Annotated in this window: 12 protein-coding genes and 1 tRNA gene; 2 read left to right on the forward strand and 11 right to left on the reverse strand. The window is 70.5% G+C overall.

Annotated elements, in window-relative coordinates:
* Nucleotides 1-88: 88 nt before the first annotated feature.
* The 7 genes from rho to ACSUPV_RS12715 form a co-directional block, all read right to left on the reverse strand.
* The gene (gene rho / locus ACSUPV_RS12685) at nucleotides 89-2,101 is read right to left on the reverse strand and encodes a transcription termination factor Rho (RefSeq protein ID WP_436947481.1); all 2,013 of its coding nucleotides are present in this window, start codon (nucleotides 2,099-2,101) and stop codon (nucleotides 89-91) included.
* Nucleotides 2,102-2,500: 399 nt separating this feature from the next.
* Nucleotides 2,501-3,418, reverse strand: coding sequence for a homoserine kinase (gene thrB, locus ACSUPV_RS12690; RefSeq protein WP_031117475.1), 918 nt, complete (start codon nucleotides 3,416-3,418; stop codon nucleotides 2,501-2,503).
* 361 nt (nucleotides 3,419-3,779) lie between these two features.
* A complete protein-coding gene (gene thrC / locus ACSUPV_RS12695) occupies nucleotides 3,780-4,838 on the reverse strand; it encodes a threonine synthase (RefSeq protein ID WP_037765441.1) in 1,059 nt (352 codons plus the stop codon).
* A 6-nt stretch (nucleotides 4,839-4,844) separates the two neighbouring features.
* Complete coding sequence (locus tag ACSUPV_RS12700) at nucleotides 4,845-6,137, reverse strand: homoserine dehydrogenase (RefSeq protein ID WP_359790079.1); 1,293 nt, start codon at nucleotides 6,135-6,137, stop codon at nucleotides 4,845-4,847.
* A gap of 153 nt (nucleotides 6,138-6,290) precedes the next feature.
* On the reverse strand, nucleotides 6,291-7,682 hold the full coding sequence (lysA, locus tag ACSUPV_RS12705; RefSeq protein ID WP_436947482.1) for a diaminopimelate decarboxylase: 1,392 nt from the start codon (nucleotides 7,680-7,682) through the stop codon (nucleotides 6,291-6,293).
* Between the two features lie 13 nt (nucleotides 7,683-7,695).
* Nucleotides 7,696-8,841 (reverse strand): ArgS-related anticodon-binding protein NrtL, encoded by a 1,146-nt coding sequence (gene nrtL, locus ACSUPV_RS12710; protein WP_436947483.1) that lies wholly within the window; start codon nucleotides 8,839-8,841, stop codon nucleotides 7,696-7,698.
* Nucleotides 8,842-8,924: 83 nt separating this feature from the next.
* Entirely contained in the window at nucleotides 8,925-9,434 is a 510-nt protein-coding gene (locus ACSUPV_RS12715; protein ID WP_359790083.1) for a response regulator, read from the reverse strand.
* Between the two features lie 121 nt (nucleotides 9,435-9,555).
* Between ACSUPV_RS12715 and ACSUPV_RS12720 the strand changes: the two genes are divergently transcribed.
* Both ACSUPV_RS12720 and ACSUPV_RS12725 read left to right on the forward strand, forming a co-directional pair.
* Nucleotides 9,556-9,627: transfer RNA gene (locus ACSUPV_RS12720), tRNA-Arg, on the forward strand.
* Between the two features lie 165 nt (nucleotides 9,628-9,792).
* Nucleotides 9,793-10,590, forward strand: coding sequence for a hypothetical protein (locus ACSUPV_RS12725; protein ID WP_436947484.1), 798 nt, complete (start codon nucleotides 9,793-9,795; stop codon nucleotides 10,588-10,590).
* Between the two features lie 47 nt (nucleotides 10,591-10,637).
* On the opposite strand, the gene ACSUPV_RS12730 is transcribed toward ACSUPV_RS12725, so the two are convergent.
* The 4 genes from ACSUPV_RS12730 to ACSUPV_RS12745 are packed head-to-tail and all read right to left on the reverse strand — an operon-like array spanning nucleotide 10,638 to nucleotide 14,342.
* Complete coding sequence (locus ACSUPV_RS12730) at nucleotides 10,638-12,101, reverse strand: tyrosine-type recombinase/integrase (RefSeq protein WP_436947485.1); 1,464 nt, start codon at nucleotides 12,099-12,101, stop codon at nucleotides 10,638-10,640.
* A complete protein-coding gene (locus ACSUPV_RS12735; protein ID WP_111004752.1) occupies nucleotides 12,098-12,292 on the reverse strand; it encodes a helix-turn-helix transcriptional regulator in 195 nt (64 codons plus the stop codon). The genes ACSUPV_RS12730 and ACSUPV_RS12735 overlap by 4 nt, the downstream gene beginning before the upstream one ends.
* Complete coding sequence (locus ACSUPV_RS12740; protein WP_436947486.1) at nucleotides 12,289-13,446, reverse strand: AAA family ATPase; 1,158 nt, start codon at nucleotides 13,444-13,446, stop codon at nucleotides 12,289-12,291. Before ACSUPV_RS12740 ends, ACSUPV_RS12735 begins: the two co-directional genes overlap by 4 nt.
* Nucleotides 13,443-14,342 carry a bifunctional DNA primase/polymerase gene (locus ACSUPV_RS12745; RefSeq protein WP_436947487.1) on the reverse strand — a complete coding sequence of 300 codons (900 nt, stop codon included), beginning with the start codon at nucleotides 14,340-14,342 and terminating at the stop codon, nucleotides 13,443-13,445. The genes ACSUPV_RS12740 and ACSUPV_RS12745 overlap by 4 nt, the downstream gene beginning before the upstream one ends.
* Nucleotides 14,343-14,351 lie beyond the last annotated feature (9 nt).

The following is a 14,351-nucleotide window of genomic DNA, read 5'->3' on the forward strand; positions in this document are numbered from 1 at the left end:
CTGGAGGTGCCCCCACCGTTCTGCGCCGAAGGGCCGTTTCCCGTCACTGGGTGACGGAAAACGGCCCTTCGAGGGACGGCGTCGGCGACTAGTCGCCGTTGCCCGGCGTCGGCGTCGTCTTCTGGATCTGCATCAGGAACTCGACGTTCGACTTCGTCTGCTTCATCTTGTCGAGGAGCAGCTCGATCGCCTGCTGCTGGTCGAGCGCGTGCAGCACCCTGCGCAGCTTCCAGACGATGTTGAGCTCCTCGGCGCCGAGCAGGATCTCTTCCTTGCGCGTACCGGACGCGTCGACGTCGACGGCCGGGAAGATGCGCTTGTCGGCGAGCTTCCGGTCGAGCTTGAGCTCCATGTTGCCGGTGCCCTTGAACTCCTCGAAGATCACCTCGTCCATGCGGGACCCGGTGTCCACCAGGGCGGTGGCGAGGATGGTGAGCGAGCCGCCGTCCTCGATGTTGCGGGCCGCACCGAAGAAGCGCTTCGGCGGGTACAGGGCGGTCGAGTCGACACCACCGGACAGGATGCGGCCGGAGGCCGGGGCGGCGAGGTTGTACGCACGGCCCAGTCGGGTGATCGAGTCGAGCAGCACGACCACGTCGTGCCCCAGCTCCACCAGGCGCTTGGCGCGCTCGATGGCCAGCTCGGCGACGGTGGTGTGGTCCTCCGCCGGGCGGTCGAAGGTCGAGGAGATGACCTCGCCCTTCACCGACCGCTGCATGTCGGTGACCTCTTCCGGACGCTCGTCGACGAGGACGACCATCAGGTGGCACTCGGGGTTGTTGTGCGTGATCGCGTTGGCGATCGCCTGCATGATCATGGTCTTGCCGGTCTTCGGCGGGGCCACGATCAGACCGCGCTGGCCCTTACCGATCGGCGACACGAGGTCGATGATGCGGGTGGTCAGCACGCCCGGGTCCGTCTCCAGGCGGAGGCGGTCCTGCGGGTACAGCGGGGTGAGCTTGTTGAACTCCGGGCGGCCACGGCCGTGTTCGGGCGCCATGCCGTTGACGGAGTCCAGGCGCACCAGCGCGTTGAACTTCTCGCGGCGCTCGCCTTCCTTGGGCTGGCGGACGGCGCCGGTGATGTGGTCGCCCTTGCGCAGGCCGTTCTTGCGGACCTGGGCGAGGGAGACGTACACGTCGTTCGGGCCGGGCAGGTAGCCGGAGGTGCGGATGAAGGCGTAGTTGTCGAGGATGTCCAGGATGCCCGCGACGGGGATCAGGACGTCGTCCTCGGCGATCTGCGGCTCCTGCACGTCGTCGCGGCCACGACGGCCACGGCGGTCTCGGTAGCGCCCGCGACGGCCCCGGCGGCCGCCCTCGAAGTCGTCGTCGTCCTGCTGGCCGCGGTCCTGGCGACCACCGCCGCCCTGCTGGTTCTGCTGCTGGCCGCGCTGGCCGCCGCCCTGCTGGTCGTCGCCCTTGCCGCCGCGGCGGTCACGGTCACGGTCCCGGCCGCGCTCACGGCGGTCGCGACGACGGCCCTCGCCGCCGTCGCCGTCGGACTTGGCCTCGTTGCCCTGGGGCTGCTGCTGGGCCGGCGTCTCGCCCTTGGGCTCGCTCTTCGCCTCGGCCGCGACCGTCTCGGGAGCGGAAGCGGGGGCTCCGGCCTCGGCGGTGGCACGGCGCCGGCGGCGCTCGGAAGGAGCGTCGTCGGAGGCCGGCTGGCCGGGGATCTCGATCTGCTGCTGCGCCACGGCCTTGTCGGCCTTCTCCGCGGGGGCCTCGGGGGCCTCCTTCGCGTCGGCCTTCGTCTCGGCCTTCTCCGCCTTGTCGGCGTTGTCGCCCGTACGGGCCCGGGAGGTTGCGCGGCGCTTCGGCTTGGTCTCGGCGGGGGCGTCGGCCTTCGCGGCCGGAGCGGCGCCGCCGGACGCCTGCGCCTCCTTGATGACCTCGATCAGCTGGCTCTTGCGCATGCGCGCGGTGCCCCTGATGCCGAGGCCGGATGCGACCTGCTGCAGCTCGGCCAGCACCATGCCCTCGAGGCCGGTACCGCGGCGCCGCCGGGAGCCGGCACCGGTGGCAGGCGCGGAGGCGTCCGTGGCGGGCGCGGCAGCGGTCTCCTCGACACGTGCGCCCATCAGATCGGTGGTGTCGCTCACGAAGGGTCCTTCCCTGGAGCGGACGTCGGCCTGTCTGGCTCGGCGACCGGTTGTGCTGTCCGGCTTCGGTCCGTGTGGTGTGAACCGTGCCGGGGCGGTGGTCCGCCTAAGCGGCGGAGGAATCTGGTGATGGCGCTTCCTTGAGCCGTGGCACCCAGTGTCAGTGTCACGCGGCGTGGTCGCACCGGTTCCGGAGCGTGCCCTGCGAACCGCTCAGTGTCCGTGTACGGCGTACGGTCCGACGTACGGAACACAGTGCGGCTTGGGGGGCTCCCGGAAGAATGTCTGTCCCGGACGGGGACACGAGGCACCTCGCCATGGTGGGGTCGGGTGCAGACTTGAGGTTAACACTACCGGATCCAACAAACATTCCCCCTCTCCAAATCCGGCAAGCGTGTGTCAGGTCGCGAGCGGAAGCACGCTCGCGCCCTGCGGATCGAGGCTCAGCCGGTTCGCGGCCCAGTCCGCGCCGGCCAGGGCCTCGACCTTGTCGGCGGTGTCCGCGTCGGCCAGCGCCATGACCGTCGGCCCGGCGCCGGAGATGACCGCGGGGATGCCGTCGCTCCGCAGCCGCTCCACCAGCGCCGCGCTCTCCGGCATGGCGGGGGCGCGGTACTCCTGGTGCAGACGGTCCTCGGTGGCGGGCAGCAGCAGCTCGGGGCGCCGCGTCAGGGCCTCGACGAGCAGGGCGGCCCGGCCGGCGTTGGTGGCCGCGTCGACGTGCGGAACGGTGCGCGGGAGCAGGCCGCGCGCCGTCTCGGTGAGTACCGGCTTCCCGGGCACGAAAACCACCGGAACGATGGAATCGGCAGGGTCCATCCTGATCGCGCGGGCCGCGCCGCCCTCCATCCAGGACAGCGTGAAACCGCCCAGCAGACACGCGGCGACGTTGTCGGGGTGGCCCTCGATCTCCGTGGCGAGTTCGAGCAGCGCCGTGTCGTCGAGCTTGGCTTCGGCGCCTATGGTCACGGCCCGGGCGGCGACGATGCCGGCGCAGATGGCGGCCGAGGAGGAGCCCAGGCCCCGACCGTGCGGAATGCGGTTGGCGCAGACGATTTCCAGGCCGCGCGGCTGTCCGCCCAGCAGATCGAAGGCGGTACGCAGGGAACGCACGAGAAGGTGCTGCTCGTCACGGGGGAGCGTCTCGCTGCCCTCACCCGCGATGTCGATGTGCAGCCCGGAGTCGGCCACCCGGACGACCACGTCGTCGTACAAGCCCAGGGCCAGGCCGAGGGCGTCGAAGCCCGGGCCGAGGTTGGCGCTGGTGGCGGGGACGCGCACCCGGACGGCGGCGGCGCGGAACGCTGGACCGGCCATCGCTCGATGACTCTCCTTGAGCTGCGTGATTGTCGAATGACGTTCAACGGACATTCGATGGTGTACGAGAACCCGGGGGGCCGCTGCCGACCGGCGGGGCCGGCCGCTGTCCCGGCCGTGGAGACGGCGCGGCACCGCGCTCCATGCGGAGGCATATGCGGCGGGCGGGTTCAGTACAGCCTATCGAAGGAAGGTTCTGTGGCGACATAGGGCGCACAGGAGGCGCACGATGCGTGTCGTAAGCCCCCTGTGCACCCCCCGTAGGGAGTCTCCCCGGCCCGACGCCGTCTTACGCCGGAACGTGTCGGGCGTAACACCGGCGCTCGGTGCGTCGGCGCACGTCAGGCCGGTTCGAGCGCCGTCAGACGAGACCCAGGCGCTCCGCCGCGGCCGCCGCGTCGACGGGGACGGTGACCGGCTGCGGGGCCCCGGCGACGGCCCAGTCGGGGTCCTTGAGCCCGTTGCCGGTGACCGTGCAGACGATGCGCTGCCCCGGGTCGACCTTGCCCTGCTCGGCGGCCTTCAGCAGACCGGCGACGGACGCGGCGGACGCGGGCTCCACGAAGACGCCCTCCTGCGAGGCCAACAGCCGGTAGGCGCGCAGGATCTCACGGTCCGTCACCTCGTCGATGGACCCGCCCGACTCGTCGCGCGCGGCGATCGCGTACTGCCAGGACGCCGGGTTGCCGATGCGGATGGCGGTGGCGATGGTCGACGGGTCCTTGACGACCTCGCCGCGCACCAGGGGCGCGGAACCGGAGGCCTGGAATCCCCACATGCGGGGGGTCTTCGTGGCGACGCCGTCGGCGGCGTACTCCTTGTAGCCCTTCCAATAGGCCGTGATGTTGCCCGCGTTGCCCACCGGCAGGACGTGGATGTCGGGCGCGTCGCCGAGCATGTCCACGATCTCGAACGAGGCCGTCTTCTGCCCCTCGATACGGACCGGGTTGACCGAATTGACCAGCGCGACGGGGTAGTTGTCGCTGAGGCCGCGCGCGAGGGTGAGGCAGTCGTCGAAGTTGCCGTCGACCTGGAGGATCTTCGCGCCGTGCACGAGGGCCTGGCCCATCTTGCCGAGCGCGATCTTGCCCTGCGGCACGAGCACGGCGCAGACCATGCCCGCGCGGACGGCGTACGCGGCGGCGGAGGCCGACGTGTTGCCGGTGGAGGCGCAGATGACGGCCTTCGCTCCCTCCTCCTTGGCCCGCGTGATGGCCATGGTCATGCCGCGGTCCTTGAAGGACCCGGTCGGGTTCGCGCCCTCCACCTTGAGGTGGACCTCGCAGCCCGTGCGCTCGGAGAGCACCTGCGCGGGCACGAGGGGCGTGCCGCCCTCGCGGAGCGTCACGACCGGCGTGGTGTCGGATACCGGCAGCCGGTCCCGGTACTCCTCGATGATTCCGCGCCACTGGTGGGTCATTGCTGGTTACTCTCCTTCAACCCGCATGATGCTGGCGACACCACGCACGGTGTCGAGCTTGCGCAACGCCTCGACGGTCCCGCTGAGGGCGGCGTCGGACGCGCGGTGCGTGACGACGACGAGGGACGCCTCGCCGTCCTTCCCCTGCTGGCGAACCGTATCGATCGAGACTCCGTGCTCGGCGAAAACGGTCGCGACCTGGGCGAGAACACCCGGTTTGTCGGCCACGTCCAGGCTGATGTGGTAGCGCGTGACCACGTCGCCCATCGGCGACACCGGCAGCGCGGCGTAGGCGGACTCCCCCGGTCCGGTCGCGCCGCCGATCCGGTTGCGGCAGACGGCGACGAGGTCGCCGAGCACGGCGGACGCCGTCGGGGAACCGCCCGCTCCGGGCCCGTAGAACATGAGCTGCCCGGCGGCGTCGGACTCGACGAACACGGCGTTGTAGGCGCCGCGGACGGAGGCCAGCGGGTGGCTCAGCGGGATCATGGCCGGGTGCACGCGCGCGGTGACGGACCCGCCGTCCTCGGCCCGCTCGCAGATGGCGAGCAGCTTGATGGTGCAGCCCATCTCCTTGGCGGAGGCGAAGTCGGCGGCGGTGACCTCGGTCATGCCCTCGCGGTAGACGTCGTCGAGGCGCACGCGGGTGTGGAAGGCGATGCCGGCGAGGATGGCGGCCTTGGCGGCGGCGTCGAAGCCCTCGACGTCGGCGGTCGGGTCGGCCTCGGCGTACCCGAGGGCGGTGGCCTCGTCGAGGGCCTCCTGATACCCGGCACCCGTCGAATCCATCTTGTCGAGGATGAAGTTCGTCGTGCCGTTGACGATGCCCATCACCCGGTTGATCTTGTCGCCGGCGAGGGACTCGCGCAGCGGGCGGATCAGCGGGATGGCGCCGGCGACGGCGGCCTCGTAGTAAAGGTCCTTGTCGTGCTCCTGGGCGGCCGCGTGCAGGGCGGCACCGTCCTGGGCGAGCAGCGCCTTGTTGGCGGAGACGACGGAGGCGCCGTGCTCGAAGGCGGTGGTGATGAGGGTCCGGGCGGGCTCGATCCCGCCGATCACCTCGACCACCACGTCGATGTCACCGCGTTTGACGAGGGCGGTGGCGTCGGTGGTGACCAGGGCCGGGTCGATGCCCTCCCTGACCCTGTCGGGCCGGCGGACGGCGACACCCGCCAGCTCCACGGGGGCGCCGATCCTGGCTGTGAGGTCGTCGGCGTGCGTCGTCATGATGCGCGCCACCTCTGAGCCGACCACTCCACAGCCCAGCAGCGCCACCTTCAGCGGACGCGTACGCATCATCCGACCTCGTTTCCTCATTACCGTCTACGGTGGAACCAGTCTCACTCACCGGACGGGACTTTCTGCCCCCGGTCCGAATTTTGAGACGTCTATTTCATTTGTGCGGAGGCGGAAGACAGGAGATCTTCCGCCCCCGGATGCATGGCTTCCGGCTCAGCCGACGTCGAGACGCAGCAGGTCCTCCTCCGTCTCGCGGCGGACGATCACGCGCGCCTGGCCGCCCTCGACGGCGACGACCGGCGGGCGGAGCACGTGGTTGTAGTTGCTGGCCATCGACCGGCAGTAGGCGCCGGTGGCGGGCACGGCGACGAGGTCGCCCGGCGCCAGGTCGCCCGGCAGGAACGCGTCCTTGACCACGATGTCCCCGCTCTCGCAGTGCTTGCCGACGACACGGGCGAGCATCGGCTCGGCGTCGGAGGTGCGCGAGACCAGCGCGACGCTGTACTCGGCGTCGTACAGCGCGGTGCGGATGTTGTCCGACATGCCGCCGTCGACGGAGACGTACGTGCGCAGCCCGTCGAGGGGCTTGATGGTGCCGACCTCGTAGAGCGTGAACGCGGTCGGCCCGACGATGGCGCGGCCCGGCTCGACGGAGATACGAGGAGTGCGCAGCTTCGCTGCCTCGCACTCGCGGCTGACGATCTCGGTGAGCGCCTTGGCGATCTCGTGCGGCTCGCGGGGGTCGTCGTCGCTGGTGTACGCGATGCCCAGCCCGCCGCCGAGGTCGATCTCGGGCAGCTCGACGCCGTGCTCGTCGCGGATGTCCTTCAGCAGCCCGACCACCCGGTGGGCGGCGACCTCGAACCCGGACATGTCGAAGATCTGCGAGCCGATGTGGCTGTGGATGCCGACCAGCTCGAGACCGTCGAGCTGGAGTGCCCGCCGTACGGCCTCGGCGGCCTGCCCGCCGGCCAGCGGGATGCCGAACTTCTGGTCCTCGTGGGCGGTGGCGATGAACTCGTGCGTGTGGGCTTCCACACCGACGGTGATCCGGATGAGGACCTTCTGCCGCTTCCCGAGGCCCTGCGCGATGTGGGCGACGCGGACGATCTCCTGGAAGGAGTCGAGCACGATGTGGCCCACGCCGGCCTCGACGGCCCGGCTGATCTCGTCGACGGACTTGTTGTTGCCGTGGAAGGCGATGCGCTCGGCGGGCATGCCCGCGGACAGGGCGGTGGCCAGCTCGCCGCCGGAGCAGACGTCGACGTTCAGCCCCTCCTCGTTCAGCCAGCGCACGACGGCGCGGGACAGGAACGCCTTGCCGGCGTAGTAGACGTCGGCCTCGGTCCCGAAGGCGGTGCGCCACGCACGCGCGCGTGCCCGGAAGTCGGCCTCGTCGAGGACGTAGGCCGGGGTGCCGAACTCCTCGGCGAGCCGCGTGACGGGGATCCCGCCCACGGTGACCACACCGTCCTCGTCACGGGTCACGGTCTGGGCCCAGACCTTCGGGTCGAGCGCGTTGAGGTCGGCGGGCGGGCCGGAGTAGTGGCCCTCGGGGAGGACATCGGCGTGACGGGGCCCGGCGGGGTGTGCGGAACGGCTCATTCTGCGTGCTCTTTCAAAGATGGTCGGGTGCGTCGATGCCGAGCAGGGACAGGCCGCCGGCCAGCACCGTCCCGGCCGCTTCGGCGAGGGCGAGCCGGGCACGGTGGGCGGCCGAGGGTTTCTCCCCGCCGAGGGGCAGCACGGCGGGGAACAGGGGCAGCGCGGCGTCGGCGACGGCGAGGAGGTGCCGGGCCAGGCGGTCGGGGGCGTCCTGGGCGGTGACGAGGACCCGGGGGTGATCACCGAGCAGGGCGACCAGCGCGTCACCGCCGCTCACCGGACCGGGCTCGGGGTGAAAGCCGAGGTCGGCGGCGTTGCGCAGCAGGGCCCGGGTGCGGGCGTGGGCGTACCGAACGCGGAAGAGGGGGTTGGTCTCCCGCTGCACGAGATGATCCCGGGTGATCCGGGGCCGGTCGTGCGCGGCCGGGTACAGCAGGGCCCAGCGGGCGGCGTCGCGGCCGAGGGGGAGGGGGGTGGTGGGGGCGGGGTGGGTGGTGATGTCGACGTGGAAGTCTGTGGGGTTGTCGACGGCCAGGGGGTTGTCGGGGTCGGTGGGGTCGGCGAGGTCCGTGTCTGTGGCGTTTTCGAGGTCGGCGAGGTCCGTGGGGTTGTCGAGGTCGGTGGGGTTGTCGACGACCATGGGATTGCCGACGTCCACGCCGAGGGCGGACTCCCACTCCGGCGCGGGCCGGCCGTCGTACGCGACGCGGACGAGATCACCCTGGCTGCGCCGGACGCGGGCGACGGCGTCCGCGACGACGGCGGCCCGTACCTCGGCCGGGCACCGGAGCCGTACGACGTTCCCGCTGAACCCCACGGCGTGCCCGTACCGCCGCCCGCGCCGCAGGATCTCCTCGACGAGGTCGGCGGAGGCGGTGCTCTCCAGGCTGAGGTTGAGGAACCCGGGGCCGGTGACGACGACGTCGGTGACGCGGTGCTCGTCGAGCAGGCGCGCCCGGAGGATCTCGGCGACGCGCTGCGGCGGCTGCCCCGCCGCGCGGGCCAGCTGGAGGGCGATGTTGGTGGCGTAGTCGCCGCACCCGCCGGGCCCCGGCGGCGTGACCACGGCCCGCTCCGGCACGGTCACGCTCAGCTCACCCTCGTCGACAGCGCGACGCACGGCGTGCAGCACGGTGCGGGAGAGCTCGACGGGGGTCACGGGGACAAGCGTATGGGAGGAGGGGGGTGGGTAGGCGAGCCGGTTTCGGGGAGGTCCGGGATATGGACGCGGGGCGCGGGCCCCTACGGCACGGCCGACTGATCGACTGCCGGCGCCTGTGCACCGTCACCGTCACCGGGGTCACCACCGCCCTGCCGCCCCCGGCCCCGCGCCCGCTCGACCAACTGCCGCACCATGCCGACCAGTTCGGCCGGCTCGAAGGGCTTGGCGAGGAAGGCGTCGACGCCCACGTCGAGCCCGGCCTCGACCTCGTACTGGGTGCAGGCGCTGACGATGGCGAGGGGGACGTCACGGGTACGCGGATCGGCCCGCAGCCGGGCGGCCGTCCTGATTCCGTCCAGCCGGGGCATGACGACGTCGAGGGTCACGACATCGGGCCGCACCTGATGAACGACATCAAGACACTCGGCACCATCGGCCGCGGTCACGACCTCCAGCCCCTCCAGCTCGAGGTTGACCCTGATCAACTGCCGGATGACCTTGTTGTCGTCCACAACAAGCACCCGGCCCGACGCGCCTGGCACAACTCGAGAGTAGGTCGGCCCCGGCCACCGCGTCCGGGTTTTCCCCACTTCCACCCCGCACGAGCGACCCGCATCCCCGCCCCCGGCAGCGGAAACCCGTTCATGACCACCCCGAGGGAGCTGGTAGTGTTCTACCCGTCGCCGCGAGCGAGCAGCTCACGCCCGACACGCCCCCGTAGCTCAGGGGATAGAGCAACGGCCTCCGGAGCCGTGTGCGCAGGTTCGAATCCTGCCGGGGGCACTCGCCGGTCAGTCAGCAGAAACCAAGCTCTGACCAGGGCGAATGCCGACACGAGAGAGCGGGAGTCAGTCTCACTGACTCCCGCTCTCTCGTACTGTCTCTCAGTGTTCGCGACACACCTCCGACACACCGGAGGGCCGTCCAGTCCGTCCAGGAGGTTGGCGGGTGCAGATCACGGCAACGGAGTTTCGAGCGACGGCGCTCCCCCAGCCGCTGCGGTTCCCTCCGCCTTACGCAGACAGGACGACCAACCCGTCTGGGTACTCCTACTGGTGGCAGCTTTTTAAGATCGTGTTCGACCTTCCAGACCCCCGCCGTTTCCCCTCATTGAGGGGCTTTTCCACTGATGAACTCGCGGTAATCAAGCGATACATCGCTTGTTGCGAGGAACTGTCGGAGTCAACGGTTCTCAGCAGCCGCGGGGGAATCAGGTTGAGCGTCCAGCGCGCACCGGACGGAAGTCAGAAAGAGAAGCTAACCGCCGAGTTTCCTCCCCGTGAAGCGATCCGAGGAACTACCGTTCTATGGCGGCAGCTGTACAGCAACGAGGAACGGGCAAGCTACACGAAGGTACGCAAAATCATTGGGCGTCGCATTCATGACACCCTTGATTCTGAGCGCGACCGCCGCGACGAGGTGCAGCGCCGTTGGAATCGGGCTCACGGGCAGTTGCGCGCCTACCTCCTGACCTTCCTGGCAGACCGCACCGTGTGCGAGGCCCGAGGCTGGAGTACGGATATGCTCCCCAACGCTGATGTGAAGCCGGAAGCGTTGGTGAGGCTTTTCCAGTACGGTGACCTTATCCACTGGGGCGAAGGAGCGGAAGAACTCGGCCATCTCTCCAACGACGAGTTCAATCATGCTTGGAACACGCTGCGCTACCTAGAGATAGTCATCCAGCTCAGTCATTTCTACTTGGGTTATTCTTTGCTGGCCAAGGCGGCAATATCGCAGTCGACATAGGTGAAGGGACAGACCGAGAACGGTCTGTCCCTTCACCTATGTCGCGCCTAAATTACGTCGCCTTCCTCCTCAAGTGCTCTGGCAATTCGCATGTTCGCGGCTTCCTCGTGTCCGTCGATGCAGCCGTGATACCGACGATGGATCACCTCCGGGGAGTTTCCGACTCTCCGGGCAACTTCGGCGATCGGCACCCCCGCGTTCAGCCACCGCGTAATGCACGCGTGCCGCAGATCGTATGGGCGCCCGGCCAACGGCGAGTCGACGCGCTCCGGCGGGAGCGCGTACCCCCGCGCTTCCTCCCACACCCGCCAGTAGGTGGATGAGCCGACCACTCCCCCGCGCTCGTTGCCGAACACGCGCCCTTCTTTGGCGGTCCCGAACTCTGTCAAGTGAGCCCGGAGGATGGCGACCAGAACGGGCGGAATGGGCACCGGACGGTCGCTGGTCGCCTCCCGCGCCTTCAGGCCGCGGCGGTCGTGCCGTTCGCCTGAGTCGGTCCACTGCTTGCCGGAGACGGGGCGTGTCTCCCGCAGCGTAAGCGTGCCCCAACCCGTCTGCGGCAGGTGGCAGTCAGACCGCCTCAGCCCGACCGCCTCAGCGGGCCGCAGTCCCGCGTAGTAAAGCGCCGCGTAGAAGGCCACCAGGCGCCGCCCACGGCAGCGATCCCACGAGCCGACGTAGGAGACGGCCGTGAGCAACTGCCGGGCCTGTACGGCGTTCACGAGGACGCGGCGGTCCACCACGTCATTGGAGCCGACGTGCTTCCGGCGGGCGAGCTGAAGGGGATTCTCCGGCAGCTCCCCCGCGACCACCGCGTGTTCGAGGGCGGTGTTCAGAGCGCGGCGCCGCCGCTTGTAGGTGTCGCCCGCGGCCGGAGTGCCGTCCAGCTTGTAGCTGAGGCGGTACAGCACATCCTCGAACACCTCGGGGTCGGCCAGATCACCCAACGGCCGGTCGGTCGTCGTGACCCAGTCGTACGCGGCCTTGAGTTCGGCCGGCGGGTCCTCCCCCACGTTCGCGGGCACGATCCCCCACCGGAAGGCCAGCCGAAGGGTCTCGTCGTCGGGAGCGTCGTCCCCACGCTTGACCATGGCGAGCGTCACGGCCGCAAGGCCGTCCGCCATGCCCTCACGGGTCTTGGCCGCAGCCGTACGCCACCGCCCGGCCACGTACTTCCGGCAGAACTCGAACCACCGCACCGGCGGTTCAGCGTCTGCTGCCTCGGCAGCTTCGGCCGCCGCGCGCACCTCGGACTCAGGCAGTCCGGATTCGATCTCGAACGCTTCACCACGCCGATTCATGGCCTGCCACAGCTCGGACCGTCGGCTCTCCGCGAGAGCCAACGTGGTGAACGTGTCGCCGTGCACCTGCCCTGCGACCACCCACCGGAGGCGCCACGGGCGGGACTTGCGCCCAGTCTTGGTCACCTTCCACAGCTTGACGTCGAAGGAGTAGCCCGGCCGGGCCGACCCGCGAGGGCGCCCGGCCGGGGTGTTGCTCTCGGCGCTCACGCAGCGTCCTCCCGCTCCGCAAGCCAACGCTCGTACTCCGACCGCCGGATCCGCACGTCGCCGTTCGGGAGCTTGATCGCGCGGGGCCCCTTCCCGAGCTGGCGCCACCGGTAGAAGGTCGACGGAGCGACCTTCAGATCAGCGATGACCTCCTTGACGGTCATCTTCTCGTCCCGCGTACGGGCGCTCATTTCGCCATCCCTTCGGCTTCGTCCGCACCGGACAGGCCGGACAGCTCCAATTCCGACTGTCCAGGGTGTTCGTGCTGGTCAGACGTGGTAACCGGACAGCCGGACAGTGCGGACACCTCTTGGGCGCCCTGCGTCCGGGTTTCGGTGTCCGGGTAGTACCGGCCGCCGGCGTCCTTGGTGAGTTGTCCGGCGTCGGCCATGCGGTTGCAGGTGCGGCGGATCGTGTCGATGTCGACGTGCGGCAGCTCGCCCGCCATGTCCTTCGGCTTGGCGCCGGGGTGGGCGCGGACGTACCGCAGGATCGTGGCGCGGGTGTCGCTGACGGTGTGGTCGGAGACTGGGCCGTCCAACAGGTGCCAGGCGCCGGAGGCGGGTTGGAAGCTGAGGGCGTACTCGGCTTCGTCCACGTCGCGGCCGGTGACGTGCAGGATGCCGTCCGCCTGCCCTCGGGCCCGTTTCAGTACGAGCGTGGCGTCCGCGGCTCCGGCGATGCCGTTGGTGCCGGAGACCTCGGTGAGGAAGTCTTCGGAGCCTGCCTTGCGGACGTGGTGGACGAGGACGACGGCCACGCCGTAGTGGTCGGCGAGCCGCTTGGCGTAGCCGACGGCGACATAGTCCGCGTCGTACGCCGACACCCCGGCCGGGGCCTGTCCGCGTATCTTGGCGAACACGTCGATGACGACCATGCGCGCGTCGGGGTTGCGCTCCAGCCACTGGGCGATGGCCTCGGTCCCGCCCTGCGGGAAGGGCGGGCATTCGGTGACCAGGGTCAGACCGGCGGGCGCGGGCTGGCCCCCGAGCAGCTTGCCCATGCGGGTCTGGAGACGGCGCGGGGTGTCTTCCAGGGCGAGGTAGAGCACCGGCCCGCCCTCGACGGGCACGGAGTCGAACGCCTTGCCGCCGGCCGCGACCGACAGCCCCAGTCCGAGGGAGAGCCAGGACTTGCCGACCTTGGGCGGTCCGGCGAGCACGTTGACGCCCTCGGCGAGGATGCCGGGCACGGCCCATTTCGGCTCCGGGAAGTGCGCGGCCATGAGCTGATCGGCCGTCCATGCGGTCCGTGGGCGCTCCCGTTTCGGCGGCGCCGTGGGGGCCGGTCCGGGGTCGCTGGGCACGGAGTACAGGTGCAGGGGCGGGATGGGGTTCGTGCTCATGCGGCGACCGTCCGGGGGCGCCGTGCTCCGGCCCGCAGGCCGGAGGCGATGGTGCGCCGTGCCTCGCGCTCGCCCTGGCCGACTTGGAGCGCGGCCGTGAGGAGCCAGCCGGTGACGTCGACTTCGCTCAACTCGCCTCCGGCAACGAGCTGTCCGAGGGCGATCGCGGCGATGTAGAGGCTGTTGTTGTGCTCGTGCGGGCCGGAGCCGGTGACCCGCTGCACCTCCCTGTTGATCGCGGAGCGGAGGAAGGCGGTGCGCCGTCCGTGGCCCGTGAGGGCGACCGTGACGGGCGTCTGCGGGGGCAGCGGGGCCGGTCGCAGGAGTTCGGCGAGCCAGCCCGGCAGGGGCGCCACGGGGCCGTGGTGGGTGACCTCGTACGGGTGTCCGGCGAAGGTGCTGCCCGCGCCGACCACGAGTCCGCCCCACGCGCGGGTGTCGACCTTCCAGCCCAGCCCACGGGCGCTGTCCCCGGCGGTGTTGCGCAGGGGCTCGCCCTCGGGCGCGAGGAAGTACAGGTGGGTGCCGCCGCTCCATGTGCGAACGGTGTAGGTGTCGGCGGGGAAGGGCTGGCCGTGGCGCTCGCAGAGCACGGCGAGCACGTCGGCGCCGTCGGTGACGCCGTGCTCGGCCCAAGCGGCTGGCGGGGTGTCGCCGGGGTGCTTGGGCTTGTCCAGGTCGATGATGATCAGGCCGGAAGGGCCGGTGGCGATGCCGACGTTGAAGGCGGCGACGGACCACGCGCGGGTGATGCGGTCCGGGTCGGTGGTGGCGCGGGTCTCCCAGTCGGAGACGGCCGGGCGCTTGTCACCGGGGATCAGGGGGAAGACGTGCCAGTCGCGCGACGCTGCGTCAAGCGCGGCGGTGAGCTGGGCAGAGCCGTCCAGGTGCGGCATGCTGGGGGT

Source organism: Streptomyces sp. SudanB52_2052 (assembly GCF_964272415.1).
GTDB classification, from domain to species: Bacteria; Actinomycetota; Actinomycetes; order Streptomycetales; family Streptomycetaceae; genus Streptomyces; species Streptomyces olindensis.

What these genes read in the sequence shown, in the direction of transcription:
- thrB (WP_031117475.1), bottom strand. Translation starts at nt 3,418, where the DNA reads ATGGCCGGTCCAGCGTTCCGCGCCGCCGCCGTCCGGGTGCGCGTCCCC.
- thrC (WP_037765441.1), bottom strand. Translation starts at nt 4,838, where the DNA reads ATGACCCACCAGTGGCGCGGAATCATCGAGGAGTACCGGGACCGGCTG.
- ACSUPV_RS12700 (WP_359790079.1), bottom strand. Translation starts at nt 6,137, where the DNA reads ATGATGCGTACGCGTCCGCTGAAGGTGGCGCTGCTGGGCTGTGGAGTG.
- lysA (WP_436947482.1), bottom strand. Translation starts at nt 7,682, where the DNA reads ATGAGCCGTTCCGCACACCCCGCCGGGCCCCGTCACGCCGATGTCCTC.
- ACSUPV_RS12735 (WP_111004752.1), bottom strand. Translation starts at nt 12,292, where the DNA reads ATGAGCGCCCGTACGCGGGACGAGAAGATGACCGTCAAGGAGGTCATC.
- ACSUPV_RS12740 (WP_436947486.1), bottom strand. Translation starts at nt 13,446, where the DNA reads ATGAGCACGAACCCCATCCCGCCCCTGCACCTGTACTCCGTGCCCAGC.
- ACSUPV_RS12745 (WP_436947487.1), bottom strand. Translation starts at nt 14,342, where the DNA reads ATGCCGCACCTGGACGGCTCTGCCCAGCTCACCGCCGCGCTTGACGCA.